Source organism: Pelagibacterium lacus, assembly GCF_003345525.1.
GTDB lineage: Bacteria > Pseudomonadota > Alphaproteobacteria > Rhizobiales > Devosiaceae > Pelagibacterium > Pelagibacterium lacus.
In genome coordinates this window covers 220,232-244,959 of the sequence record NZ_QQNH01000002.1, presented here as the reverse complement: position 1 = coordinate 244,959, position 24,728 = coordinate 220,232, and the positions used below count along the sequence as shown (strand labels likewise).

Sequence of the window (24,728 nt, the reverse complement as noted above, 5' to 3'; positions counted from 1 at the left end):
AGCAAGCCGGCCGCGGGGCGCCAACATGCCTCTGGTCATGGCGGGGTCAAATCGCTATGGTCCGCCGCAATTCGAACCGTCCGGATGGGTTCCATGGCGCAGCACAAGACACCCCACTTCCACAACACCGAAGGCCTCGCCCGCATCGCGATCGGGGCCAGGGAATTCCAGTGCGTCGGTGCCATGCCGCCCTTCGACCATCCGCACGTCTTCCTCGACATGGGCGCCGACAGCGAGATCGTCTGCCCCTATTGCTCGACGCTGTATGTCTTTGATCCGACCCTACCCGCCGGGTCGGCCAATCCCGAAAGCGCGGTCTTCCACCTCGAGCACGCCTGAGCCGTTCCCCGGCCATGGCCGCGCCCCGCACCATCTATATCGCCGGCGCCGGCATTGCCGGGCTGACCCTGGCCCTCGCCCTGGCCAAGTTCGGCCTCAAGGTCGTTGTGCTCGAACGCAACGACGCGGTCAGCCCGTTCGGGGCCGGCCTGCAGATCAGCCCCAATGCCCGCCGCGTCCTCGATCGCCTCGGCCTCGCCGACGCCATCGCGGAAAGGAGCTTCGCCCCCTCCGGCATCGACATCTTCCCCTCCGGCCGCATCCGCCCCATCCAGACCCTCGTCCTGGGCGCCGAGATCGAAGCCCGGTTCGGCGCGCCCTATGCCGTCATGCACCGGGCCGACCTCGCCGACCTGCTCCATGGCGCGGCGCGGCGCTTCGCCAATATCGATATCGTTCCGGGCGTTTCAGAATTCGGACTCGTAGCCGAGGGGCCGCGCCTCACCGTCACCGCCACCGAGCCCGACGGCAAGCTGCGCCGCGCCCATCCCTTCGCCTTTGTCGGCGCCGATGGGGTCAATTCCATCACCCGCACCAAATTCCTCGGCGGACCGGTGGCCGCATATACCGGCAAGCTCGCCTGGCGCACCCTCGTCGATCCGGACGCCCTGAAGGGCCTATTCGACCTCGACCGCACCAGCCTGCTGCTCGGCACCGACCATCACCTGGTCGTCTATCCCCTGCCCCATCGCGGCAAGGTCAACCTCGCCCTCTTCACCACCGCCCCCCAGCCCCTGCCGCTGGCCGATACCCCGCAACGCCCCGCCCTCAAGGCAAGGCCGGGCACCCCGATCGCCCATGTGCTCGCCGCCGCCGGCGAGAGCTGGACCGCCTGGGCCCTGTCTTCGGTGGAAACCGAAACCTGGTCCCAGGGCGCCATCGGCCTTGTGGGCGACGCCGCCCACGCCATGCTGCCCTTCCAGGCCCAGGGCGCCGCCATGGGCATCGAGGATGCCGCCGTGCTTGCCCCGCTCCTCGCCGCCTCCCCCAGCGCCGAGCACGCCTTTGCCCGCTACGCCGCCCTGCGGCAGGCGCGCGTGCGCCGCGTGCAGGCCGTGTCCCGCTCCAATGGCCGCATCTTCCACATGGGCGCGCCCCTGTCGCTTGCCCGCGACGCCGTCATCCGAGCCGGCGGGCCGCGCGACCACTTCCGCCGCCTCGCCTGGCTCTATGGCTACGATCCCCATCTCGGCGCGTGAACCATGGCCTGCCCCGAAGCGTTAGGAAACCGCCGCCCCGCGCTTGCCTTTCCCCCGGCCGGTGTGCCAACTGAACCCTCCCCGCCCCGATGATCGGCCGAATCTTTATGCGAGTCAGCCCCCAGTCCAGATTGACGCTCGTCTTCATTCTCATGACGGTGTTTCTCGACATCGTCGGGCTGGGGATCATCCTGCCGGTCCTGCCCAATCTCATCCTCGAACTGACCCATGAGACCATCACCAATGCGGCGGTAATCGGCGGCTATCTGGTCTTCGTCTACGCGACGATGCAGTTCATCTTCTCGCCCATTCTGGGCAATCTGTCCGACCGCTGGGGCCGCCGGCCCATCCTCCTGCTCTCGCTGGTCGGCCTCTCGATCGATTACCTCATCATGGCCTGGGCCCCGACCCTCGTGTGGCTGTTCGTGGGCCGCGTGCTGTCGGGGATCTGCGGCGCCGCCATGGGCACCGCCACCGCCTATGTCGCCGACATCACCCCCAAGGAAAAGCGCTCCCAGCGCTTCGGGCTGATCGGGGCCGCCTTTGGCCTCGGCTTCATCGTCGGCCCGGTCATCGGTGGCGAGTTGGGCGAGTTCGGCCCCCGCGCGCCCTTCTATCTTGCCGCCGCCGTCGCCGCGGCCAATGTGGTGTTCGGCTTTTTCGTCCTCCCTGAGAGCCTATCGAAATTCCGCCGCCGCCGCTTCAACTGGAAGCGCGCCAATCCCTTCGGCGCGCTCTGGGCCTTCCGCCACACCCCGGTGATCTTCGTCCTGCTCGGCGCGCTGTTCCTCTTCTCGCTGGCCGGGCAGACCTATCCCAACGTCTGGAACTTCTACACCATCGAGGAATTTGGCTGGTCCACCTCACAGGTCGGGCGCTCGCTCGGCGTGTTCGGCATCCTGTTCGCCCTGAGCCAGGCCCTGCTGGTCGGCTATTCCACCCGCTATCTCGGCGTCACCGCCACCGTCATCATCGGGCTGTCGCTGGCGGTGGTCGCCTTTGTCGGGGTGTCCTTCATCCACACCGAGCTGGGCCTGTGGACCTTCCTCGTCATCGGCGCCTTTTCGGGCATCGCCGCTCCCGCCCTCAGCGGGCTTCTGGCCAACAATGCCCGCAACAACCAGCAGGGCGAATTACAGGGCGCGGTGAATGCCTCGAACTCGCTGACCGCCATCATCGCCCCCGTGGCGGCCACCCAGATGTTTTCCTTCTTCACCACCAACCCGCTGCGGCCCACCACCTTTCCCGGCGCGCCCTTCTTTGCCGCCGGCCTTCTGGTCGTGGGGGCCATCGCGCTCTTTATCTTCGCCGCCTTCAAATTCGACCTGATCCACCGTCCCTATGACACCAGCCGCAAGAAGCCGCGCGTGCCCCAGCCGACCGGTCAGGCGGTCAACCCGCCCGATGAGGAGGAAGTGGATCGCGAACGCGCCGAAAACGGCGACGAGGCCAATGGCAAGGATTAAGGCTGCTGCGCCCCTTCGACGAGGCTCGGCCAGCTATGGTGGAAATCCCCCTCCTCGCCGATCCGCCTGAACCCGTGCGCGCCGAAGAAATCGCGCTGGCCCTGGGTGAGGTTGGTGGTGCCCCGCCCCTGCCGATAGGCGTCGAAATAGGCCAGCGCCGAGGAGAGGCACGGGGCCGGCAATTCGTTGACCGCGCAGGTCGCCACCACAGCCCGCAGCGCCCCGTTGCTTTCCGTCATCATCGAGACGAACGAGGGCTGGGTCAGAAGATTGTCCGAGCTTCCCGCCTCGAAGGCCTTCGAGATCTGGTCGAGGAAGCGCGAGCGGATGATGCACCCGGCCCGCCAGATCTTGGCGATGGTGTCGAGGGGCAGGTTCCAGCCATGCTCCTCCGAGGCCTTGGCCATCACCGCGAACCCCTGCGCATAGGCGGCGATCTTGCCCGCCAGCAGCGCCTTTTCCAGCGCTTCGAGCGAGATCGTGGCCTTGCCCTTCATGCCCGCGCCATAGAGGGCTTCGCCGCGCTCGCGCTCGGCCTTGATCGCCGAGATCGACCGCGCCGCCACCGCGCCCTCGATGGTCGTCGCCGAAACGCCCAGATTGAGCGCTTCGATCGCCGACCAGCGGCCGGTGCCCTTCTGCCCCGCCGCATCGACGATCACATCCACCAGCGGCTGGCCGGTTTTTTCGTCCATGGCCGCCAGCACGTGCCCGGTGATCTCGATGAGATAGCTGTCGAGCGGACCCTTGTTCCAGTCCGCGAACACCTTGGCGCAGGCGTCCGGGGTCATGCCGAGCCCGTCACGCATCACGCCGTAGATTTCGGCGATCATCTGCATGTCGGCATATTCGATGCCGTTATGGATGGTCTTGACGAAATGCCCCGCACCGCCGGTCCCCAGATAGGCGCAGCAGGATTCGCCGTTGAACTTGGCGGCGATCGCCGTCAGCACCGCCTCGGCGTTCTTCCACTGGGCTTCCGAGCCGCCCACCATGATTGACGGCCCGTGCCGCGCCCCTTCCTCGCCGCCGGAAACCCCGATGCCGAGAAAGCCGATTCCCGTGCCGTCCAGTTCGGAAAAGCGCCGCACCGTGTCGTGATAATTGGCGTTGCCGGCGTCGATGATGACGTCGCCCTCGGCGAGCAGCGGCCTCAGTTGCGCGATCACCGCGTCCACCGGGTCCCCGGCCTGCACCATGATGATCACCGAGCGCGGCCGCTTGAGCATGCCGACAAAGGCCGCAAGCTCCCCCGATCCCATGACATTGCCGCGCAACGGGCCGGCATTGTCGAGAAACGCGTCGACCTTGCCCGCCGTCCGGTTGTACACGGCCACCGTGTAGCCATTATCGGCAATGTTGAGCGCCAGATTCTCGCCCATGACCCCGAGCCCGATCAGGCCGATATCCGCCTCTTGCATCCGTCGCCTCACACTGTCTTGTATCGTTTGGTCTTGTATCGCTTGCCTTCTCCTCTAGCGCGCATGGCGTTTCCCCGCAACCGATCCGGCATCCGCGCCGTTGCCCCTCCGGGCCAGACGTGCCAGTGAATTTGCAGCGCAGCCAGCAACATTGAGAGGCCGATGCCGGAACAAGCTCCCACCCCCGACTTCAAGGACATCCGACTCATTGTCGTCATGGGGGTTTCGGGCGCCGGCAAGACCACCATCGCCGAAGCGCTGGCCGAGCGGCTCGGCCTACCCTTCATCGATGCCGACAACCTCCATCCACGCGCCAATGTCGAAAAGATGCGCGGCGGCACGCCGCTGGACGACGCCGACCGCTGGCCATGGCTGGAGATCGTCGCCGACGCCATGCGCAACACCGCCGACACGCGCGGCCGCGTGGTCTGCGCCTGCTCGGCCCTGCGCCGCCTCTATCGCGATTGCCTCCGCGACGGCGCCGGCGAACCGGTCCTGTTCGTACTGCTGCATGGCGACAGGTCGGTGATCGCCGCGCGCCAGGCCGATCGCCCCGGCCATTTCATGCCGGCCAGCCTGCTCGACAGCCAGTTCGCGACGCTGGAAACCTTCGCTCCCGACGAATTGGGCCTGGTCGTCGACGTGGCCCAGTCCATCGAGAGCATCGTCGACACGATAGCGGGACAGATTTAGAGCGTTTCCAGGAAAAGTGGACCCGGTTTTCCGGTTCGGAAACGCGAAAAAACAAGGACTTAGCGCCGCTCCACCGTATATCCGCGCGCTTCCAGCATCGCCGGAATCGAATCCGGGCCGACATAGTGCCCCAGCCCCACGGCGACCAGCGCCGTGCCGCTGCCGGCCAGGATCTCTTCGATCCCGTCCACGAACCCCACATTGCGCTCCACGAACAGCGCCTCGTAGAATTCCGGCAGCTCCGCGGCGATTTCCGCGGTCCCTTCCTCCAGCACGCCCAGATCGCCGCCGATCCAGCCTTCCAGTTGCTCGACGAGTTCGGCCTGGCTCTCCTCGTAATCGGCGATGGTCTGCCGCAGCACCTCCAATTGCACCTTGTCGGGCATGCCCGAGAGCAGGTCGAACTGCTCGTCGAACGTTTCGAACCCGTAGACGGGCATGCCCTGCGCTTCCGCCTGCGCCTTGATCTGCACGTCGATGCCGCTCTGCGGATCGAAGCCCGCATCGAGCATCACCAGCGAGGTGATCTGCAGATAGGCGAACCAGGGGCGCAGGCTGTCGAAACTCTCCAGCGGAATCTGGTGCTCGTCGAGAATGGCCTCCAGGCCGGCCAGTTCTTCCGCGCTCAGCCGCGAGGAGAGCGGCTGGTCGGGGGAAAAGCCCAGCCGCATGATCATCCCGCCCAGATTGTCCGGCGGCGTCAGGTCGGGGATTTCCAGCCACAATTCGTCGGCCTCGGCCAGAACGTCGGCCACCGCCGTGCTCTGCCAGGCGACTCCCTCGCGCATCATGTGCACCGTTCCCACCATATAGACCGTCGAATCATCGTCGCGGACCACCCAGATCGGCGGTTCGGGCGCTTGCGCGACGGCGGAGGGAACGACCCCGATGCTCGCGAGAAATGCCAGGAACATCAAGGGCCTGAAGCGCTGGGCCATAGGAATCTCCGTGTGGGTTTGGGTGCGGACCGCTCATTGGCAATGCGTTGGGCAGGAAATGGTTTCGCAATAGGCGGACTACAAATATGATGACACCATGACACTCGCCCTCTCCATCCCCTCCGCCCTGAGCGCGCGATTGCGCCGCCGCTGGCTCGTCGCCGCGGCCCTGGTGCTGGTCGGCATGGGTGTGGTGGGGTTCTGGGGCAGCGTCTATACCCATCGCTCCTTTTTCAACGAGGCCGAGGCGCGCGGCCACAACACCCTGCGCCTCGCCATCGCGGTGCTGCGCGGCCACATGGCGCGCTACGAGAACCTGCCCGAGGTCATCGCCGGCTTCGACGAGATCCAGGACCTGCTCGCCGCGCCCGACAACCCGGCGCTGATCGACGAGGTCAACCACTACCTCAAGGAGATCAACGAGCAGTTCCGCTCCTCCGACATCTACGTCATGGGCATGGACGGCACCACCATCGTCGCCTCCAATTTCGACGGCGAGCGGCCCTTCGTGGGCGACAATTTCCAGTACCGGCCCTATTTCTTCGACGCCATCGATGGCGGCGAGGGCCGGTTCTTCGCCCTGGGCACCACCTCGTTCAAGCGCGGCTATTATTTCGGCGCTCCTGTGGTGGTGGGCGGCGAGACGCTGGGCGTGGTGGCCGTCAAGATCGACGTCGAGACCATCGAGGACACCTGGCGCGGGGGCGGTGATTACCAGATCATCGTCAACGACCCCGAAGGCATCATCTTCATGACCAGCGAGCCGAACTGGCTCTACAATTCCGTCCTGCCGCTCACCCGCGAGCGCCTCGCCCGCACCGCCGAAACCCGCCGCTACGCCAATGCCGAGCTGCGCGAGCTGCCCCTGGCCGATGTCAGCGACGAAAACCACCGCCTCTATACCATCGCCGGCAATGCCGCGAGCACCGAATATCTCGTCGTCTCGGAATCCATGCCCGAGGCCGACTGGACGGTGAGCGTGCTGCTCGACACCTCCTCGGCCCGCGCCCAGGCCCTCACCGCCATCGTCATCGCCCTCCTCGCCATGGCCATGCTCATCCTGGCCGGCGCCGTGGTCATCCAGGGCCGCGCGCGCCTGCGCGAGCGCATGCAGATGCAGCGCGACGCCAAGGAGCTGCTCGAACGCCGCGTCATCGAGCGCACCGCCGAACTGGCCAGCGTCAATAACAAGCTCGAGGAGGAGGTCGCCGAGCGCCGCGCCACCGAGGCGCGCCTGCGCAAGACACAATCCGACCTCATTCAGGCCGGCAAGCTCGCGGCGCTGGGCCGCATGTCCGCCGACCTCTCGCACGAATTCAACCAGCCCCTCGCCGCGGCGCGCAATTATGCCGACAACGCCCTCGTGCTCTTCGACCGCGGCCGCATCGAGGATGCGCGCCGGACGGTGGCCAACATCTCCGGCATCATCGACCGCATGACCGCCCTGTCGCGGCATCTGCGCAATTTCGCCCGCAAGCCCAATGAAAAGCTCTCCACCGTGCCCCTGGGCCAGGTGGTCGCCGACACCGTCCAGCTCATCGACTGGCGCATCAAGGCCAGCGGCATCGACCTTACCATCGACATCCCGCCCGGCCTCGCCGTGATGGGCGGACCCAACCGGCTGGAACAGGTGCTGCTCAACGTCCTCGCCAACGCCATGGACGCCGTCGAGGCCGGCGAGGACCGGCGCATCCTGCTCTCGGCCTCCCGCAAGGCCGACCGGGTGACCATCCTCGTGCGCGACCACGGCCCCGGCATCACGGCGGGGGCCAATGAGCGCATTTTCGATCCCTTCTTCTCCACCAAGGGCACCGGCAAGGGGCTGGGCCTGGGGCTGTCCATTTCCTACAACATCATCAAGGATTTCGGCGGCGAGCTTCACGCGGGCAACCATCCCGAGGGCGGCGCGCTGTTCACCATCGAGCTCAATGCCGCCGATATCGAACCGATCGCGGATGCTGCGCAATGACGGGCGAAAAGATCATTCTGGTCGATGACGAGGACGCCTTGCGCCATTCCATCGCGCAGGCCCTCGACCTCGCCGGCTTCGAGGCTATCGAGCTCTCCTCCCCCGACCGCGCCTTCCATTTCGCCGGCTTCGGCTTCAAGGGCATCGTCATCACCGATATCCGCATGCCGGGCATGGACGGCATCACCTTCATGAACCGCCTGCACGAGACCGACCGCGACATCCCGGTGATCCTCATCACCGGCCATGGCGACGTGCAGCTCGCCGTGCGCGCCATGCGCGAGGGGGCCTATGACTTCATCGAAAAGCCCTTCGCCACCAGCCAGTTGACCGAGATCGCCGCACGCGCCCTCGATTATCGCCGCCTGGTGCTGGAAAACCGCGTGCTGCGCGCCGCCGCCGGCCAGAGCGACGACCTCGAACAGCGTCTGCTCGGCCGCTCCAACGGCATGGTCGAACTGCGCCGCAAGCTGCGCACCATCGGCCCCACCGACACCGACGTGCTCATCGTGGGCGAAACCGGCTCGGGCAAGGAGGTGACGGCCCGCGCCCTGCACGACCTCTCCACCCGCGCCAACCGCCCCTATGTGGCGATCAATTGCGCCGCCCTGCCCGCCAACCTCATCGAAAGCGAATTGTTCGGCCACGAGATCGGCGCCTTTCCCGGCGCCATGCGCGCCCGCTTCGGCAAGTTCGAGCTGGCCCAGGGCGGCACCATCCTGCTCGACGACATCGGCTCCATGCCGCTTGACGTGCAGGGCAAGCTGCTGCGCGTCATCCAGGACCGCACCATAACCCGGCTGGGCTCCAACGATCCCCTGCCGCTGGACGTGCGCTTCATCGCGACCTCGCGCACCCCGCTCGAACCCGCCGTGGCCGCCGGCACCTTCCGCGCCGACCTGCTTTACCGGCTCAACGTCATCACCCTCGACATCCCGCCCCTCGCCGATCGCCGCGAGGACATCCCGCTGCTGTTCATGCAACTGCTCGGCGAGGCCGCCTCGCGCTATCGCCGCGACATGGTCTCGGTGCCCCCGCCGGTCCTCTCGGCGCTCAGCGAACAGCGCTGGCCCGGCAATGTCCGCGAATTGCGCAACGCCGCCGACCGCTACATCCTCGATCTCGGCCTGCCCTTCCTCGAGCCCGCCGGCGGCGATGGCGACGAGGAATGGGAAGCCACTTCCCGCCTCGCCGACCGCGTCGCCGATTTCGAGCGCAGCCTCATCGAGAGCGCCCTGATCGCCCATGGCGGCAGCCTCAAGCCGGTCTACGAATCATTGGGCCTGTCGCGCAAGTCGCTCTATGAGAAAATGCAGAAATACGGCCTCGACCGCAGCCGCTACCTGACCGGCAGCGTCGAGGCGGACTAGGCATAGGGGCGCCAAAGCCGGCCACATATGGGCGGATTTCCACCCATCGAACGAGCGATTTGTTACCGAATCCACCCAAATTCCGCGTCACGGCCCAAAAAACCATGTCGCTTTGATGGCCGGCGGTTGTTTTTGCACCGCAACCCACATGTGATCGGCGGGCAGCCGGCAAGCAATGTCCGGCTCTCTTTAACGAATACGATTCCATCCTTGGGAGGAAAACATGACGTCATTGCTTCCGCGCGTTCTTCTGGGCGCCGTTGCCGCTTCGGCTCTTCTGGCCGGCACCGCCTTCGCGCAGGACTATCCGACCCAGCCCATCACCGTCATCGTGCCTTTCTCGGCCGGTGGTCCCACCGATACGGTGGCCCGCCTCGTGGCCCAGGCCATGAGCGCCGATCTCGGCCAGCAGGTCCTGATCCAGAACGTGGGCGGCGCCGGCGGCACGCTGGGGGCCGGTCAGGCGGCCGCGGCTGCCAATGACGGCTACACCCTTCTGCTGCACCATATCGGCATGTCGACCGCCCCTTCGCTCTATGCCGACCTGCCCTTCGATTCCATTGACGATTTCGAGCCGATCGGCCTCATCACCACCGTGCCGATGACCATCGTCGCCCGCGCCGATTTCGAGCCGGAAACCCTTGAGGAGCTGATCCCCTACATCCAAGAGAACGGCGAAGCGGTGATCTACGGCAATGCCGGTATCGGCGCGGCCAGCCAGTTGTGCGGCCTGCTGCTGCAGGAAGCGCTGGGCGCCAAGATGACCGAAGTGCCCTATCAGGGCACCGGCCCGGCCATGACCGACCTGCTCGGCGGCCAGATCGACATGATGTGCGACCAGACCACCAACACCACCAACCAGATCCTGGCCGGCGAGATCAAGGCCTATGCCGTGACGACGCCCGAGCGTGTGGAATCCCTGCCCGACATCCCCACCGCCATTGAAAGCGGGCTCGACCTCGATGTCGGTATCTGGCACGGCCTTTACGCCCCCGCCGGCACCGACCAGGCCATCATCGACCGCCTGAGCGAATCCCTCCAGCTCGCCCTGGCCGATGAGACCGTCGCCTCGCGCTTCGCCGAACTGGGCACCGCTCCCGCCCCGGCCGAGGACGCGACCCCCGCAGCGCTGGCCGAAACGCTCGCTAGCCAGATCGAGCTGTGGCGTGGGGTCTTCGAATCGGCTGGCGTCGCCGCGCAATAACCGGGGCCTTGGGGTCCACTCCTTCGTCCCCGGCCCATGGGCCGGGGATTTTCGTGTAACGGACGGAGCAAGGCCCTCGCCCTTCCCCGCCAATGGTACTACCGTCGGTTCCGGGGAAAATTCCGCGACGGCGGCAAGGAGGCATTCACATGGCAGTGCAAGCATCCCGAAACGATTTGGCCACGGCCGCGATCTTCGTCGCGATCGGCGGCTATTTCGTTCTCGAATCGCTCAACTACACCCTGGGCACGCCCTTGCGCATGGGCCCGGGCTTCATGCCCATCGCCCTGGGCAGCATCCTGATCCTTCTCGGGCTGGTCGTGGCCGTCGGCGCGTTCACCCATGCCGACCCGGAGGAAGACCGACCCTTCCCGTGGCGGGGCATCGCCCTGGTGCTGGGCACCATCATCTTTTTCGGAGCGACCATTCGCGGGCTCGGCTTCATCCCCGTGGTGTTCCTTTCCGCTCTGGGCACCGCTCTCGCCAGCCGGGAAAACAACCCGGTGAGCGCTGTGATCATCGCGGTCGCCCTGACCATATTGTGCTTTGTGATCTTCGTCCTCGCCCTGGGATTGCAGGTGCGCTGGTTCGGCCCCTGGCTGCCGTTCTAGGAGAAATTCGGAATGGACCTTTTTGCTTCGCTTGCCCTGGGGTTCTCGGTCGCGCTCGACCCCTGGAACATCTTCTTCTGCTTCATCGGCGTGCTGCTCGGCACACTGGTCGGCGTCCTCCCCGGCATCGGGCCCACGGCGACCATCGCCATGCTGCTGCCGATCACCTTCACCCTCTCGCCCGCCTCTGCGCTGATCATGCTGGCCGGCATCTATTACGGCGCCCAGTATGGCGGCTCGACCACGGCGATCCTCATCAACCTCCCCGGTGAATCCTCGGCGGCGGTGACGGCGATCGACGGCTATCAGATGGCCCGCCAGGGCCGCGCGGGACCGGCGCTCGCCACCGCCGCGCTGGGCTCGTTCTTCGCCGGATCGGTCTCGACCCTGCTGCTTGCCTATTTCGCGCCGCCCCTCGCCCGGGCCGCGCTCAATTTCGGCCCGGCCGAATATTTCTCGCTCATCGTCCTGGGGCTGCTGGTCTCGATCGCCCTCGCCCATGGCTCGATCATCAAGGCGCTGGGCATGATCGTCATCGGCCTGCTGCTGGGCATGGTCGGGCAGGACATCTATACCGGCCAGCCGCGCTTCACCTTCGGCTTCCGCGAACTGTTCGGCGGCATCAATTTCGTGTCGGTGGCGGTCGGGGTGTTCGGCATCGCCGAGATCCTGCGCAATCTCGAAAACGAGCAGACCCGCGAGGTCATGGTCAAGAAGGTCAAGAACCTGTGGCTGACCAAGGACGATTTCAAGCGCATCGCCGCCCCGGTGCTCCGCGGCACGGTGCTCGGCGCGTTGCTCGGCGTCCTGCCGGGCGGCGGTCACATCCTCTCCTCCTTCGCCTCCTATTCGGCGGAAAAGCGCCTGTCGAAGAATCCGCAGGAATTCGGCAAGGGCGCCATCGAGGGCGTGGCCGGGCCGGAATCGGCCAACAACGCCGCCGCCCAGACCTCGTTCATCCCGCTCATGACCCTGGGCATTCCCGCCCACCCGGTCATGGCGCTTATGGTTGGGGCGTTCATCCTGCAGGGCATCACCCCAGGCCCCAACGTCATCAATGACGAGCCCGAGCTGTTCTGGGGCATCATCGCCTCCATGTGGGTGGGCAATGTGCTGCTGGTGCTGCTCAACCTGCCGCTGATCGGGCTGTGGGTGAAGATGCTCTCGATCCCCTATCGCATCCTCTTCCCTTCCATCGTGCTGTTCGCCTGTATCGGCTGCTACTCGATCAACCTCAACCTGTTCGACATCTACGCCATCGCGGTGTTCGGCCTGTTGGGCTATCTGCTGATCCGCTTCGGCTGCGAGCCGGCGCCGCTGCTGCTCGGCTTCGTGCTCGGCCCCCTGCTCGAAGAGCACCTGCGCCGCGCCATGATCATCTCGCGCGGCGATCCCACGGTGTTCATCACCCGCCCGATCTCGGCCACCCTGCTGGCCCTGGCCCTCGCGGCGGTGATCCTCGCCCTCCTCCCCTCGATCCGCAAGAAGCGCGACGAGGTGTTCGTCGAGGAAGACTGACGAAAGGACCCGCCCGGTTCGCCGGGCGGGTCGGCGCATGCCGGTAAAAATCATATTGGCCATATCGTGGCCCGCATGCCTCACTGCTGCCATCGGAGGCCCTGCGCCCCCCGCCATACGGGCCTTCCCGCCCGCCCCACGCCGCGGAAAATCGCCATATTGGCGGTTTGCGGCCTTGAAATTTCCCCAACTATTCCCCGAGCCTGCCCTCTGGCGTCCCCCTGCTCGCCATGGCCCGTCAGCACAGTGTGCTCACGGTTTCGCGATGAAGCGGGACCGACGGCGCCGGACCGATCGGGCGCCGGATCGAAGAGGCGGCGGCCTGGCCGCGCCAAATCATCACATGGAGCAAATCCCCATGAAAAAAACTGCTTTTACGCTCGCTACCCTTATCGGCCTGTCCTTTGCCGGTGGAGCTCTCGCTCAGGATCTCGATTTCGCGACGCTCGATGCCGATGGCAGCGGAGCGCTGACCCTTGAGGAACTCCAGGTGGCGATCCCCGACCTGACCGCCGAGAGCTTCGCCATGCTCGACACCGATGCCAATGGCGAGATCTCCGAGGAAGAGTTTGCTGCTCTTTCGGCGGGCGGCGAGGCTGCCCCGGCCCCGGATGCTCCCGCTGCCGATGAAGGCGCGGTCGAAGGCATGTAAGACCGCGATGCGGGCGCCCGCATCGCGCGGCGCCCGAATCATGATTGACTTCCTCCCCTGCCGGCCGTCCTGTGCGCTCTCCGCACAGGACGGCCTCATCACACCAGTTTCGGGGAGAAACCCTATGCCACGCCTGCTATCCGCCCTTCTCGCCCTGCCGCTCCTCGCCGCATGCGGCGACACCGCCCCACAATCGGACGCCAGCCAGCCGGCGGACGCCTTCTATGTCGGCGTCTGGGCCGCCGATCCGGCCTGGTGCACGGATCAATCCGAGGGGTTCCCGATCACCATCGAGGCCGACCGCTTTCTCGGGCGCGAGAACACCTGCGACATGAGCGCCATCACCACGACCCCGGAAGACGGCTGGACGGCCGCGCTGTCCTGCATCGCCGAAGGTACGACCATCGAGGAGCCGGTGGTCTTTTCCCCCGCCGGCGACCAGCTCGCCATCATCTGGCCCGACCGCGGCCCCGACGCCACGCTCTTTTCCCGCTGCGAATAATAGTTATTCTAAATGGTGCGGGCGGCGGGACTCGAACCCGCACGGCTATACAGCCTCAAGATTTTAAGTCTTGTGTGTCTACCATTCCACCACGCCCGCGCCCTGCCCTCTTCGCAAGCATGGGGGCAAAGCGCAAGAGGCAATCAGGCCGGCCGGGACCCGGTATCGTCCGGCAGTTCGCCCTTGTAGCTCACCTCGATCCGGTCGAGTTCGCCCGGCTTCATGGTGTCGAGCCATCTGAGGAAATCGGCAATGTCGGCGAACCCGGCCCGGCGCGCATCGGCCTCGGTCACTGCATCGGCCGAAATCGGCGTGATGGCGCCGATCTGCAATATCCCCACCTTGGTCTTGAGCGTGCCCCCGGCCCGGACGGTGCGCCGCGTCCAGCGCCGGAACTGCAAGGTGATCTCCCCCGCTTTGATCTTGTCCAGCACCTCGCGCTTGATCAGCATCAGTCGGTCCCGCCGGCGATCGGGGCGGCATAGGTGAAGTCGAGGTCCCAGGGAAAGAAGATCCACGTGTCCTGGCTGACTTCGGTGATGAAGCTGTCCACCATGTCGCGCCCCTGCGGCTTGGCGTAGACGGTCGCGAAATGGGCATTGGGCAGCATGTCGCGCACCACCCGCGCCGTGGCGCCCGTATCGACCAGGTCGTCGATGATCAGCACCTTCTGCCCCGCCGCGTCGGCGGCCAGGATGTCGGAATTGATCGACTTGAGCACGATGATCTTGCCCTGGCTCTGATGGTCGTAGGACTTGACCGAAACGCTCTCGATCACCCGCACATTGAGCTCGCGCGCGATGATCGCCGCCGGCACCAGCCCGCCGCGCGTAATGGCCACGATGGCCGCGAACGGCCCCTCGCTGTGCAGCCGCCAGGCAAGCGCGCGCGAATCGCGGTGGAACTGGTCCCAGGAGACGGGAAAGGGCTTGTTCGGTTGGGTCATGCGTAGGGTTCCTTGGGAAGTACGATGTTCTTTTCGGCATGCAGGCGATCGACCAGCCCCTGCACCTCCGCCGTCGCCCGGTCGAGCGGGTCCGCCTCATGGCTGCGCAGCACCAGATAGGTCATGATGCGCGTATTGCCCATCCGCGGATAGGAGCCGATCTTGACGTCCGGATAGCGGCTCTGGATTTCGGCCAGCGGATCGCCGATCGCGCCCTCGCCGATGCCCGCGCTCACCGTCCGGCTGTCCACCTTGCGCCCGCCTTCGAGCGTCGGCGCGATGGTTTCCAGCATCGCCGCCATGATCTTGGGCACCCCGGCCATCACATGCACATTGCCGATCCGGAATCCCGGCGCCGCCGAAACGGCATTGACGATCAGTTCGCCCCCTTGCGGAATGCGCGCCATGCGCAGGCGGGCCGGCGTCGCCTCGGCCCCGGTCTCCGCCCAGCGGGCTTCGAGCATGGCCCGCGCCTCGGGATGGATGGGCAGGTCAACCCCGAACGCCTTGGCGATGGCGTCGGCGGTGATGTCGTCATGGGTCGGCCCGATGCCGCCGGTGGTGAACACATAGGTGTAGCGGGTCCGCAGCGCATCGACCGCCGCGATGATGGCGTCGGTATCGTCGGCGACCACCCGCACTTCCTTGAGCTCGATCCCCAGATCGGTGCAGAACTGCGCCGTGGTCTGGATATTGACGTCGCGCGTGCGCCCCGAAAGGATTTCATCTCCGATGACGAGAAGACCGGCGGTAATTTCGGGCTGGACCATGACACGCTGCTTGATGAAGGAAAGCGCCATGGATGCCCGCATGGGCGGCAAAAATCAAGGGAAAGCGCGTCGCTTTGCACGGCGCGCGCGGAAGATCGCCCTTCGGTGCGCTCATCGGGCGGCGAGCGAGGCCAGCACCGTTTTCCAATAGGCCCGCCAGCGCGTCACCGCCGCGTCGTCGGCCAGTTTCGCATGGGTGAGCGCGAGGCTCGCCTTGCCGCCCGGCTTTTCCCCGATGGTCGCCGAAATCCGCGTGCCATCGGCCAGCGCCCGCCGCCAATAGCGCCATTTCTCGCTGGCGCTGGTTTCCGCCGCCCCGGCAAAGGCGACCCCGTCCGCCGTGTCGAGCCCGTCGGCCACCGCGCCCCACAGGGCCATCACCGCCTCCGGCGTCCCGGCAACCGTCTTGCTAACCGAGACCTCATAGCCGCCACCCGGCCTCTGGCCCGGCTGGCGGCGCCCAATATGCTGCTCATAGGCGACGGTTATGCCCTGCGCCCACCAGCCCGAGGCCTCGCCCGTCTCGACGATCCGGCTGGCGATCTCCTTGTGCGACAGCCCGCGCGCCCCTATCTCTTCGAGGAAGTCGAGCCAGCCCTCCCAGCTCTTTCCGGTCTTTTCGGCAAAGGCGGCGGTGGCGGTCGGTTTGGTCATCGGCCTCGGGCTCGCAAAGGGTTAGGGTCGCCAAAAAATACCGGTCGCCTGCGGCCCTGTCAAAACCGGCGCTGCGCCGCCCCCGGTCTGGCCGCCCCGTCCCGGACGGGCTATGAGTGAAGAGTTTTCCCGTTTCCGATCATCCATCCCATGCTGTTTCCCTCTCCCCTCCTGCGCGGCACGCTCATCAAGCGTTACAAGCGCTTCCTCGCCGATGTGACTCTGGACACTGGCGAAATCGTCACCGCCCATTGCGCCAATCCCGGCGCCATGACCGGGCTCAACATGCCCGGCCTCCCCGTCTGGCTGTCGAAGTCGGACGATCCCAAGCGCAAGCTCGCCCATTCTCTCGAACTGGTCGAACTCGCCACCGGCATTGTCGGCATCAACACCGCCCACCCCAACCGGATCGTCGGCGAAGCCTTGCGGGCCCGCGCCATTCCCGAGCTCGCCGCCTATGATTGCGTGCGCCCCGAGGTCAGATACGCCGAAAAGAGCCGCGTCGATTTCCTCCTCACCGCCGAAGGCCTGCCGGACTGCTATGTCGAGGTCAAGAACGTGCATCTGGTGCGCACCGCCGGGCTGGCCGAATTCCCCGATTCGGTCACCGTGCGCGGCGCGCGTCATCTGGCCGATCTGGCGCTTATGGTCGAGGAGGGCCACCGGGCGGTGATGCTCTATCTCGTCCAGCGCGGCGATTGCAGCGGCTTCAGCCTCGCCGCCGATATCGACACCGCCTATGCCACCGCCTTCGCCCGGGCCCGCGAGCGGGGCGTCGAAGCGCTGTGCTATGCTACGGCCATCACCCGGGAGGAAATTACGCTCGCCGGCCCCCTTCCCATAAGGATTTGAGCCGACTACCCTTGCAGGCAGCAGGAGACGAAAATGACCACCTATGTTGAAGCCGACGCCAAGAAAAAGCGCATGCCGGGCGTCATCCCGCTGCATGGCGAAGAGGGCTTTGCCGGCATGCGCAAGGCCGGCGCCCTCACCGCCCAGTGCCTCGACCTGCTCGTGCCCCTGGCCGAGCCCGGCGTCCCGACCGCCCGCATCGACCGCCTGGTCTATGAATTCGCCCGCGACAACGGAGCGATTCCCGCCACGCTCAACTATCGCGGCTACCGCTATTCCACCTGCACCTCGATCAATCACGTGGTCTGCCACGGCATGCCGTCCGACAAGCCCCTGCGCGAGGGCGACATCGTCAATATCGACGTCACCCTCATCGTCGATGGCTGGCACGGGGATTCGAGCCGCATGTATCCGGTGGGCGAGATTTCCCGCAAGGCCGAACGCCTGATCGAGATCACCTATGAAAGCCTGCGCCTCGGGCTCGAAGTGGCGCAGCCGGGCAACACCACCGGCGATATCGGCGCCGCCATCCAGCGCTATGCCGAAGGCGAGCGCGCCTCCGTGGTGCGCGATTTCGTCGGCCACGGGCTGGGGCGGCTGTTCCACGACGAGCCCAACATCCTTCATTTCGGCAATCCGGGCACCGGGGTCGAGCTCAAGCCCGGCATGATCTTCACCATCGAGCCCATGATCAATCTGGGCCGCCCGCAGGTGAAGATCCTCAATGACGGCTGGACGGCGGTGACCCGCGACCGGACCCTTTCGGCCCAGTGCGAGCACTCCATCGGCATCACCGAGACGGGCCACGAGATCTTCACCCTCTCGCCCGGCGGCCTGTTCAACCCGCTGGAGGCCCGCAAGGCGGCCTGATGTCGGAACGGGGGGACGGCGGCGGCAAGGGTCTGCGAGAGGTCCCGCCCGATTATCTCGGGCATCGCGACCGGCTGCGCGAGCGCTTCGCCAAGTCCGGCGCCGGAGCGCTGGAAGATTACGAACTGCTCGAACTGCTGCTGTTCACCATCATCCCCCGCCGCGACACCAAGCCCATCGCCCGCGCCATGCTCAAGCGCTTCGGCAGTTTTTCCGAGGCCATCGGCGCCCCGCCACACCTGCTCGAGGAAATCGGCGGCCTCGGCCCCACGACCATCACCTCGCTCAAGGTGGTGCTCGCCGCCGCCCAGCGCATCGGCAAGGACGCGGTGCACAACCGGCCCATCCTCGGCTCATGGGTCGAGGTGATCGACTATTGCAAGGCGGCCATGTCCTATGAAACCGTCGAGCAGTTCCGCATCCTGTTCCTCGACAAGAAGAACCGCCTCATCGCCGACGAGGTGCAGCAGACCGGCACCGTCGACCACACCCCGGTCTATCCGCGCGAGGTGATCCGGCGCACCCTCGAACTCTCGGCCACCGCGCTGATTTTGGTCCACAACCATCCCTCCGGCGACCCGGCCCCCTCGCCCACCGACATCCAGATGACCCGCCAGATCGCCGACATCGCCAAGCCGCTCGGCATCACCGTGCACGACCACATCATCATCGGCAAATCCACCCACAGCTTGCTGCGGGGGATGAAACTCTTCTAACCGAATTGATTCAGCACTTCGAAATTGGCCTGCATCCAGAAGGCCAGCCGGGTGAAATTGCCGGTGAGGAACAACAGTCCCACCACCACCAGCAGCGCCCCCATGACCTTCTCGACCATGCCCAGATATTTCTTGAACCCGTCGAAGAAGGTGAGGAACGGCCCCAGCGCCAGCGCCGCGAGGAGGAAGGGCACGCCCAGTCCCGCCGAATAGACCCCCAGCAGCGCCGCGCCTTCCCAGGCGGTGGTCTGGTTGGCCGAGACGACGAGGATCGCCGCCAGCACCGGCCCGATACACGGCGTCCAGCCGATGGCGAAGGCGAGGCCGAGCAGGAACCCGCCCAGCGGCCCGCTGGCCATTTTCGGCCCTTCGAGCTTGAACTGGCGATAGAGCCAGCCGATCCGGAACACCCCGAGGAAATGCAGCCCCATGACGATGATGACGATCCCCGCCAGCGGCATCAGCACCGGCAAAGCCCGCCGCAGCGCCTGCCCGAACACCGTCGCCGTCGCCCCGAAGGCGATGAAGATCAGCGAGAACCCCAATACGAAGGCCAGCGCCGTGATCGCCGTGCGGCCATAGAGCCGCCCCCCGGCCACCCCTTCCTCGCGCAGCCGCTCGAAGGTCGCCCCCGACATATAGGTGAGATAGGCCGGCACCAGCGGCAAAACGCAGGGGCTGAGAAAGCTCAGCACCCCGGCCCCGAACACAACCGGCAATTCGAATCCGAACATATGCACTCCACGATCACGACCGCGCCGGTTGTATCGCCTTGCCCGAAATAGGCAATGCGTGCACCGGTCGCATCGCGCCTAAGTGATGAAATGGGCATCTGCGACCTTTGGGGGCTGGGATTTCCGTTTTACCCATACTAAGAAACCGCCACCCGCAGGCTAGCCGGAGGCCCGCAATGGCCCAATCCATCAAGATCGCCCCGTCCATCCTCTCAGCCGATTTCGCCCGCCTCGGCGAGGAAGTCCGCGCCGTCGACGCGGGCGGCGCCGACTGGATTCATGTCGACGTCATGGACGGCCATTTCGTCCCCAACATCACCATCGGCCCCCTGATCGTCGAGGCCATCCGGCCGGTGACGCAAAAACCCCTCGACGTGCACCTGATGATCGCCCCGGCCGACCCCTATCTCGAGGCCTTCGCCAAGGCCGGCGCCGACATCATCTCGATCCATGCCGAGGCCGGCCCCCATCTCGACCGCTCCCTGCAGGCCATCCGCGCGCTGGGCAAGAAGGCCGGCGTCGTGCTCAATCCCGCCACCCCCGTCTCGGCCATCCGGCACGTCATCGACCGGCTCGACCTCATCCTGATCATGAGCGTCAATCCCGGCTTCGGCGGCCAGGCCTTCATCCCCGAGGCCGTCGCCAAGGTCGCCGAGGCTCGCGCGCTGGTCGGAGACCGCGACATCGACATCGAGGTCGATGGCGGCGTCGATCCCCAAACCGTCAAGGCCCTCGCCAAGGCCGGCGCCAATGCCTTTGTCGCCGGCTCGGCCATCTACAAGGGCAACGACCCGGCCACCTACGCCCCACGCATCGCCGCCATCCGCGACGCGGCAGAAGCCGCCCGCTGAACCCTGATTCTGTTTCTGAACCAACGGACGCTAACCCCATGATCCCGCGCTATTCCCGCAAAGAAATGGTCGACATCTGGTCGCCCGAGAGCAAATTCCGGATCTGGTTCGAGATCGAGGCCCACGCCACCACCGCGCAGGCGAGGCTTGGCGTCGTGCCGCAGGCGTCGGCCGACGAGATCTGGGCCCGCGGCAAGGACGCGCAATTCGACGTGGCGCGCATCGACGAGATCGAGCGCGAGGTCAAGCACGACGTCATCGCCTTTTTGACCCATCTGGCCGAAATCGTCGGCCCGGAGGCCCGGTTCGTGCATCAGGGCATGACCTCCTCGGACGTGCTCGATACGACGCTTTCCGTCCAGCTCGCCCGCGCCTCCGACCTGCTGCTGGCCGATATCGACGCCCTGCTCGCCGCCCTCAAGAAGCGCGCCTATGAGCACAAGCACACCATCACCATCGGCCGCAGCCACGGCATCCATGCCGAGCCCACCACCTTCGGCGTGAAGCTCGCCCAGGCCTATGCCGAATTCTCCCGCTGCCGCGAGCGGCTGGTGCATGCCCGAGAGGAAATCGCCACCTGCGCCATTTCCGGCGCCGTGGGCTCTTTCGCCAATATCGACCCCTCCGTCGAGGAATATGTCGCCGCGCAGATGGGCCTTGCCATCGAGCCGGTCTCGACCCAGGTCATCCCCCGCGACCGCCACGCCATGTATTTCGCGACGCTCGGGGTCATCGCGTCGTCCATCGAGCGTCTGGCCACCGAAATCCGTCACCTGCAGCGCACCGAAGTGCTCGAAGCCGAGGAATATTTCTCCCCCGGCCAGAAAGGCTCCTCGGCCATGCCGCACAAGCGCAATCCGGTGCTGACCGAAAACCTCACCGGCCTCGCGCGTCTCGTGCGCGGCATGGTCATCCCGGCGCTCGAAAACGTCGCCCTCTGGCACGAGCGCGACATCTCCCATTCCTCGGTCGAGCGTATGATCGGCCCCGACGCCACCGTGACGCTGGATTTCGCGCTGGCCCGGATGACCAATGTCATCGACAATCTCGTGGTTTATCCCGAGAACATGAAGGCCAACATGGACAAGCTCGGTGGCCTGCACAATTCCCAGCGCTTCCTGCTCGCGCTCACCCAGGCCGGCATGAGCCGCGAGGAGAGCTATTCCGCCGTGCAGCGCAACGCCATGAAGGTCTGGCGCGGCGAGGGCAAGTTCCCCGATTTCCTCAAATCCGATCCCGACGTATCGGCCCGGCTCTCCCCCGCCCAGATCGACGCCTCCTTCGACGACGCCTACCACCTCAAACACGTCGACACGATTTTCCGGCGCGTATTCGGCGAGTAAAACCCACTGCCCCCGGGGCGCTTTTAGAAGCTCAGCGCCCCCCTCATCCGACCGCTTCGCGGCCACCTTCTCCCACCAGGGGAGAAGGGAAGAATGAGTCAGCGGCAAGCCTCCCTTCTCCCCTCGTGGGAGAAGGTGGATCGGGCCGCAAGGCCCGAGACGGATGAGGGGGCCGCTGACTCTCCACCCACACCCCCGCCCGCGTTCCTCCCTGCCGCCACCTCAGCCTCGCCCCTCCCCCACGCGCGCTACCCCGCCTCCCCCCGCCGCACCATCTCGGCGATCCACAGCGGAGCAAACGGCGACGTGCAGCCCTTGGGCACGGGATAGTCGCGATAAGCGCCCAACGCCTCCCCAATGGCCAGGGCGCGGGCGCGATGTTCGGGAAAATTGATCCCGATCCCCGCCAGGCAGAAATTCATCGTCCACTTTGCTTCCGGCGCCGCATCGCCCATCTCGGCTTCGATCCGGTCGAGCAGTCCCGCAAGGTCCAGCCCCTCGGGGGCCTTGTCGATCCGCTCGGCGGTGAGGCTCCATCCGGCCCGCGCCGCCCAGCAGTCGGCATCTTCCATCCAGCCCCGCCGCAGCGTCTCCTTGTCGGGATGCTTCTTGACCACATAGGCGGTCAGCCAATCGGCCTCCTGCACGAAACTCACCGACCGCACCAGCCGGTCGAGCTCGGCCATCGACAGCGCCTTGGGCTTGAACGACAGGGCGGCGAGCAGCCGGCCCTCGACATTGCCGCTCTGCCACAGCGCCATGGCCGTGTCATGATCACATTTGACCCGGGCCGCGACCTTGCGGATTTCACCCAGCCGCACACCGAACTGGTTGTCCCCGGCGCCGTTCTTGCGATTCTGCGCCCGCATGCGCTCGTCGCCCAGCGCTTCCAGTTGCGCCAGAATGTCCTCTACAGCCCTGTCCGCCATTTTCGTCCTCGCCTGCTATCGGGCCGGAAATCGCCCCCCGCCCCTTCGCCCAATAATCACCTCAGCGCCCCCCTCATCCGACCGCTTCGCGGCCACCTTCTCCCACCAGGGGAGAAGGAAAAGATCGGCGCCCGCCCCAGGGACACCCTTCTCCCCTCGTGGGAGAAGGTGGATCGGACCGCAAGGTCCGAGACGGATGAGGGGGCCGCTGACTCTCCACCAACACCCCCGTCCGCAAACCGGCCTCAGCTCCGCTCCGCCCCCAACGCCATCACCCTTCCCTTGACGGGGAGGGAGGGGTGGGGTGGAGCCAAGAGCACCATCACCCGCCCTTCGTCCAATAGCCACCTCAGCGCCCCCCTCATCCGACCGCTCCGCGGCCACCTTCTCCCACCAGGGGAGAAGGAAGAACCGCCGCCGCCCCAGGAACCCCCTTCTCCCCTCGTGGGAGAAGGTGGATCGGACCGCAAAGGTCCGAGACGGATGAGGGGGCGCTGACTCTCCACCGGCACCCTCGCCCGCGAACCTGCCTCAGCCTCTCCCCACGCATCACCGCCTGCCTATTCCATCTCGCCCCCTATCGGGCCGGAAACCGCTCGGCCAGCCAGCCGCTCCAGAAGCTTTCGATCTCCCCGGCCCGCGCCATGGCCTCGGCACCATAGAGATAGAACCGCACCGAAATATGGATCGGCCCGCCCATCGGGAACCCGATCATATGCGCGATGGCCCGCGCCGGCCGGTCGACCAGCATGATAACGCTGAATCCCTCCGGCCCGTTCGGCGCTTCCAGCACCCGGCCCGCCAGTTCCGGCCCATCCGGTCCGGCAGTGGTGCGCTGCCCCTCGCTGCCGGGCCCGATGCCGAGCGGCCCCATCAGCCGCTCGAACGCCTCGGCCACCGATCCCTCGAACTTGGCCGCCGTCTGCACCAGCGCGCTGCGTTCGCCGGGGAAATGCTCGAGATAGAGCTTGAGAATCTTGAAGAACGACGCCCAGCCCGCCGCATGGCCCTCATACTGGTCGTCCCAGTCGTCGCCTTCGGCGAACCAGCTATGGACGATGCGCACCGTGCAGGTGCCGCCGGCCCTCGCTTCCACCGTCCATTCGCTGGCCACCGTGCCCATCTCCTCCTCGGTGGTGGCGACGAACCGGTGCGGCGGCTGCCATTCGGTGATCGCGCCCACCGAATCCATGCTCGAATCCGGGGCGAAATGCTGGATGGTCTTGCCCCCGACCCGGCCATCGACCGTAGAGGGCACGAACCAGGCCGAAATCCCCGGCCCCGTCGCAATGGCCTCCCACACCGCTTCCGGCGTGCCCGGCACCTCGATCTCGGCCTCCACCGAGCGGCGTCCCGACGACTCCTTTTTGACAGGCATCCTGTGTCCTTTCCGGCTTCGAGCGTTTCCAGGAAAAGTGGAACCGGTTTTCCGGTTCGGAAACGCGAAAAAATAAACCGCTAGAGCGCCTGATCCGTCGGGCGCTCCAGCGGCGTGGGATGGGAAACGATGGTCAGCCGATGCGGCCGCCCGCCCGGCGCCGTTGCGTCGTGATAGCGGCCGGCCAGTTCGCTCACCGCCCGCGTCAGCTCGCGCGTGAACGCGGCCCGGTCCGCCGCCGAGGCGAAGCGGATTTCGGTGTCGATGGCCAGGGTCGCCAGGTCCTTGTCGGCCGCCCGGGCCCGCCGCCACAGCGCGCCGACCTCGCGCACCACGCGTGCACCCAGCGCGATCACATAGCTCGCCGCCAGCCGGTCGCGGCTGCGCGCGGGGTCGGCGGCGACCGCTCCCAGCACTTCGGGCGAGACGACGAAGGACCGCGCCGAGGCCACCAGCCGGCGCTCGGTGAGCCCGCCCCATTGCCGCTCCTCGGCCACGCCCACCAGCCCCGCCGCTTCCAGCGCCCGCAGGTGGTAATTTATCTTCTGGCGCGGCAGGCCGATGCGTCCGGCCAGCGTCGCCGCCGAGGCCGGGGCATCCAGCTCGGCCAGCAGCCGGTTACGGATCGGGTCGAGCGCGGCCATGGCCGCCTGCGGATCGGTGATGACGGAAAGGTCCTGCATGCCGCCATCTTGCCATTGACAAATTAAGTTGTCAATGCGGGCGCGCCTTGAAAACCCCGGGCCTCGTGCCGATCTCTCGGGTTGCGCCCTTCCCCTCGTCCCCCCGACCTCCTAATCTGA

26 protein-coding genes and 1 tRNA gene are annotated in these 24,728 nt (G+C 66.3%); 16 read left to right on the top strand and 11 right to left on the bottom strand.

Going from position 1 to position 24,728, the window contains the following annotated elements; all coding sequences use genetic code 11:
• The first annotated feature begins 93 nt into the window (after positions 1–93).
• The 3 genes from DVH29_RS02725 to DVH29_RS02715 all read left to right on the top strand — a co-directional run bounded on the left by DVH29_RS02725 (position 94) and on the right by DVH29_RS02715 (position 3,004).
• Positions 94–339, top strand: coding sequence for a zinc-finger domain-containing protein (locus DVH29_RS02725; RefSeq protein ID WP_114644675.1), 246 nt, complete (start codon positions 94–96; stop codon positions 337–339).
• Positions 340–353: 14 nt separating this feature from the next.
• Positions 354–1,538 (top strand): FAD-dependent monooxygenase, encoded by a 1,185-nt coding sequence (locus tag DVH29_RS02720; protein WP_114644612.1) that lies wholly within the window; start codon positions 354–356, stop codon positions 1,536–1,538.
• 107 nt (positions 1,539–1,645) lie between these two features.
• A complete protein-coding gene (locus DVH29_RS02715) occupies positions 1,646–3,004 on the top strand; it encodes a TCR/Tet family MFS transporter (protein WP_158541533.1) in 1,359 nt (452 codons plus the stop codon).
• Here DVH29_RS02715 and gnd read toward each other — a convergent pair.
• Positions 3,001–4,425, bottom strand: a complete 1,425-nt coding sequence (gene gnd, locus DVH29_RS02710) for an NADP-dependent phosphogluconate dehydrogenase (protein ID WP_114644610.1) — start codon at positions 4,423–4,425, stop codon at positions 3,001–3,003. The two genes, DVH29_RS02715 and gnd, sit on opposite strands and share 4 nt — an antisense overlap.
• 162 nt (positions 4,426–4,587) lie before the next feature.
• On the opposite strand from gnd, the gene DVH29_RS02705 reads away from it, so the two are divergent.
• The gene (locus DVH29_RS02705; RefSeq protein ID WP_114644609.1) at positions 4,588–5,118 is read left to right on the top strand and encodes a gluconokinase; all 531 of its coding nucleotides are present in this window, start codon (positions 4,588–4,590) and stop codon (positions 5,116–5,118) included.
• A gap of 59 nt (positions 5,119–5,177) precedes the next feature.
• Here DVH29_RS02705 and DVH29_RS02700 read toward each other — a convergent pair whose 3' ends face one another.
• Positions 5,178–6,056 (bottom strand): TraB/GumN family protein, encoded by an 879-nt coding sequence (locus tag DVH29_RS02700; protein WP_114644608.1) that lies wholly within the window; start codon positions 6,054–6,056, stop codon positions 5,178–5,180.
• Positions 6,057–6,153: 97 nt separating this feature from the next.
• Between DVH29_RS02700 and DVH29_RS02695 the strand changes: the two genes are divergently transcribed.
• The 7 genes from DVH29_RS02695 to DVH29_RS02665 all read left to right on the top strand — a co-directional run bounded on the left by DVH29_RS02695 (position 6,154) and on the right by DVH29_RS02665 (position 13,882).
• The gene (locus DVH29_RS02695; RefSeq protein WP_114644607.1) at positions 6,154–8,025 is read left to right on the top strand and encodes a sensor histidine kinase; all 1,872 of its coding nucleotides are present in this window, start codon (positions 6,154–6,156) and stop codon (positions 8,023–8,025) included.
• Entirely contained in the window at positions 8,022–9,395 is a 1,374-nt protein-coding gene (locus tag DVH29_RS02690; RefSeq protein ID WP_114644606.1) for a sigma-54-dependent transcriptional regulator, read from the top strand. Before DVH29_RS02695 ends, DVH29_RS02690 begins: the two co-directional genes overlap by 4 nt.
• A 223-nt stretch (positions 9,396–9,618) precedes the next feature.
• Positions 9,619–10,599 carry a tripartite tricarboxylate transporter substrate-binding protein gene (locus DVH29_RS02685; protein WP_114644605.1) on the top strand — a complete coding sequence of 327 codons (981 nt, stop codon included), beginning with the start codon at positions 9,619–9,621 and terminating at the stop codon, positions 10,597–10,599.
• Positions 10,600–10,748: 149 nt separating this feature from the next.
• Positions 10,749–11,210: a tripartite tricarboxylate transporter TctB family protein gene (locus tag DVH29_RS02680; RefSeq protein WP_158541532.1), complete on the top strand. Its 462-nt coding sequence runs from the start codon at positions 10,749–10,751 to the stop codon at positions 11,208–11,210.
• Positions 11,211–11,222: 12 nt separating this feature from the next.
• Positions 11,223–12,728 (top strand): tripartite tricarboxylate transporter permease, encoded by a 1,506-nt coding sequence (locus DVH29_RS02675; protein WP_114644603.1) that lies wholly within the window; start codon positions 11,223–11,225, stop codon positions 12,726–12,728.
• 358 nt (positions 12,729–13,086) lie between these two features.
• Positions 13,087–13,380, top strand: a complete 294-nt coding sequence (locus DVH29_RS02670; protein WP_114644674.1) for an EF-hand domain-containing protein — start codon at positions 13,087–13,089, stop codon at positions 13,378–13,380.
• Positions 13,381–13,504: 124 nt separating this feature from the next.
• Positions 13,505–13,882 carry a hypothetical protein gene (locus DVH29_RS02665; RefSeq protein ID WP_114644602.1) on the top strand — a complete coding sequence of 126 codons (378 nt, stop codon included), beginning with the start codon at positions 13,505–13,507 and terminating at the stop codon, positions 13,880–13,882.
• A gap of 13 nt (positions 13,883–13,895) precedes the next feature.
• Here DVH29_RS02665 and DVH29_RS02660 read toward each other — a convergent pair.
• From DVH29_RS02660 to DVH29_RS02640, 5 genes are all read right to left on the bottom strand, one after another.
• Positions 13,896–13,981: transfer RNA gene (locus tag DVH29_RS02660), tRNA-Leu, on the bottom strand.
• Positions 13,982–14,025: 44 nt separating this feature from the next.
• Complete coding sequence (locus DVH29_RS02655) at positions 14,026–14,334, bottom strand: ASCH domain-containing protein (RefSeq protein ID WP_114644601.1); 309 nt, start codon at positions 14,332–14,334, stop codon at positions 14,026–14,028.
• Positions 14,334–14,828, bottom strand: coding sequence for a xanthine phosphoribosyltransferase (gene gpt, locus DVH29_RS02650; RefSeq protein WP_114644600.1), 495 nt, complete (start codon positions 14,826–14,828; stop codon positions 14,334–14,336). Before gpt ends, DVH29_RS02655 begins: the two co-directional genes overlap by 1 nt.
• The gene (locus tag DVH29_RS02645; RefSeq protein ID WP_245944860.1) at positions 14,825–15,628 is read right to left on the bottom strand and encodes a competence/damage-inducible protein A; all 804 of its coding nucleotides are present in this window, start codon (positions 15,626–15,628) and stop codon (positions 14,825–14,827) included. The genes gpt and DVH29_RS02645 overlap by 4 nt, the downstream gene beginning before the upstream one ends.
• Before the next feature lie 81 nt (positions 15,629–15,709).
• Positions 15,710–16,252: a hypothetical protein gene (locus DVH29_RS02640; protein ID WP_114644599.1), complete on the bottom strand. Its 543-nt coding sequence runs from the start codon at positions 16,250–16,252 to the stop codon at positions 15,710–15,712.
• Positions 16,253–16,402: 150 nt separating this feature from the next.
• Here DVH29_RS02640 and sfsA point away from each other — a divergent pair, with 150 nt between their 5' ends.
• Genes sfsA through radC form a run of 3 tightly spaced genes read left to right on the top strand, consistent with a single transcriptional unit; the run spans position 16,403 to position 18,690 of the window.
• The gene (gene sfsA / locus DVH29_RS02635; protein WP_114644598.1) at positions 16,403–17,104 is read left to right on the top strand and encodes a DNA/RNA nuclease SfsA; all 702 of its coding nucleotides are present in this window, start codon (positions 16,403–16,405) and stop codon (positions 17,102–17,104) included.
• A gap of 33 nt (positions 17,105–17,137) precedes the next feature.
• Complete coding sequence (map, locus tag DVH29_RS02630) at positions 17,138–17,974, top strand: type I methionyl aminopeptidase (RefSeq protein WP_147275983.1); 837 nt, start codon at positions 17,138–17,140, stop codon at positions 17,972–17,974.
• On the top strand, positions 17,974–18,690 hold the full coding sequence (gene radC / locus DVH29_RS02625) for a RadC family protein (RefSeq protein WP_114644597.1): 717 nt from the start codon (positions 17,974–17,976) through the stop codon (positions 18,688–18,690). The genes map and radC overlap by 1 nt, the downstream gene beginning before the upstream one ends.
• Here radC and DVH29_RS02620 read toward each other — a convergent pair.
• Positions 18,687–19,424, bottom strand: coding sequence for a cytochrome c biogenesis CcdA family protein (locus DVH29_RS02620; RefSeq protein ID WP_114644596.1), 738 nt, complete (start codon positions 19,422–19,424; stop codon positions 18,687–18,689). The two genes, radC and DVH29_RS02620, sit on opposite strands and share 4 nt — an antisense overlap.
• Before the next feature lie 176 nt (positions 19,425–19,600).
• On the opposite strand from DVH29_RS02620, the gene rpe reads away from it, so the two are divergent.
• Together rpe and purB are read left to right on the top strand one after the other, a co-directional pair.
• A complete protein-coding gene (rpe, locus tag DVH29_RS02615) occupies positions 19,601–20,275 on the top strand; it encodes a ribulose-phosphate 3-epimerase (protein WP_114644595.1) in 675 nt (224 codons plus the stop codon).
• A gap of 38 nt (positions 20,276–20,313) precedes the next feature.
• Complete coding sequence (purB, locus tag DVH29_RS02610; protein WP_114644594.1) at positions 20,314–21,618, top strand: adenylosuccinate lyase; 1,305 nt, start codon at positions 20,314–20,316, stop codon at positions 21,616–21,618.
• Between the two features lie 248 nt (positions 21,619–21,866).
• Here the strand turns inward: purB and DVH29_RS02605 are convergent, their stop codons facing one another.
• The 3 genes from DVH29_RS02605 to DVH29_RS02595 form a co-directional block, all read right to left on the bottom strand.
• Positions 21,867–22,547, bottom strand: a complete 681-nt coding sequence (locus DVH29_RS02605) for a DNA alkylation repair protein (protein ID WP_114644593.1) — start codon at positions 22,545–22,547, stop codon at positions 21,867–21,869.
• Between the two features lie 577 nt (positions 22,548–23,124).
• Positions 23,125–23,925 carry an SRPBCC family protein gene (locus tag DVH29_RS02600; protein ID WP_114644592.1) on the bottom strand — a complete coding sequence of 267 codons (801 nt, stop codon included), beginning with the start codon at positions 23,923–23,925 and terminating at the stop codon, positions 23,125–23,127.
• 80 nt (positions 23,926–24,005) lie between these two features.
• A complete protein-coding gene (locus DVH29_RS02595) occupies positions 24,006–24,608 on the bottom strand; it encodes an ArsR/SmtB family transcription factor (protein ID WP_114644591.1) in 603 nt (200 codons plus the stop codon).
• Positions 24,609–24,728 lie beyond the last annotated feature (120 nt).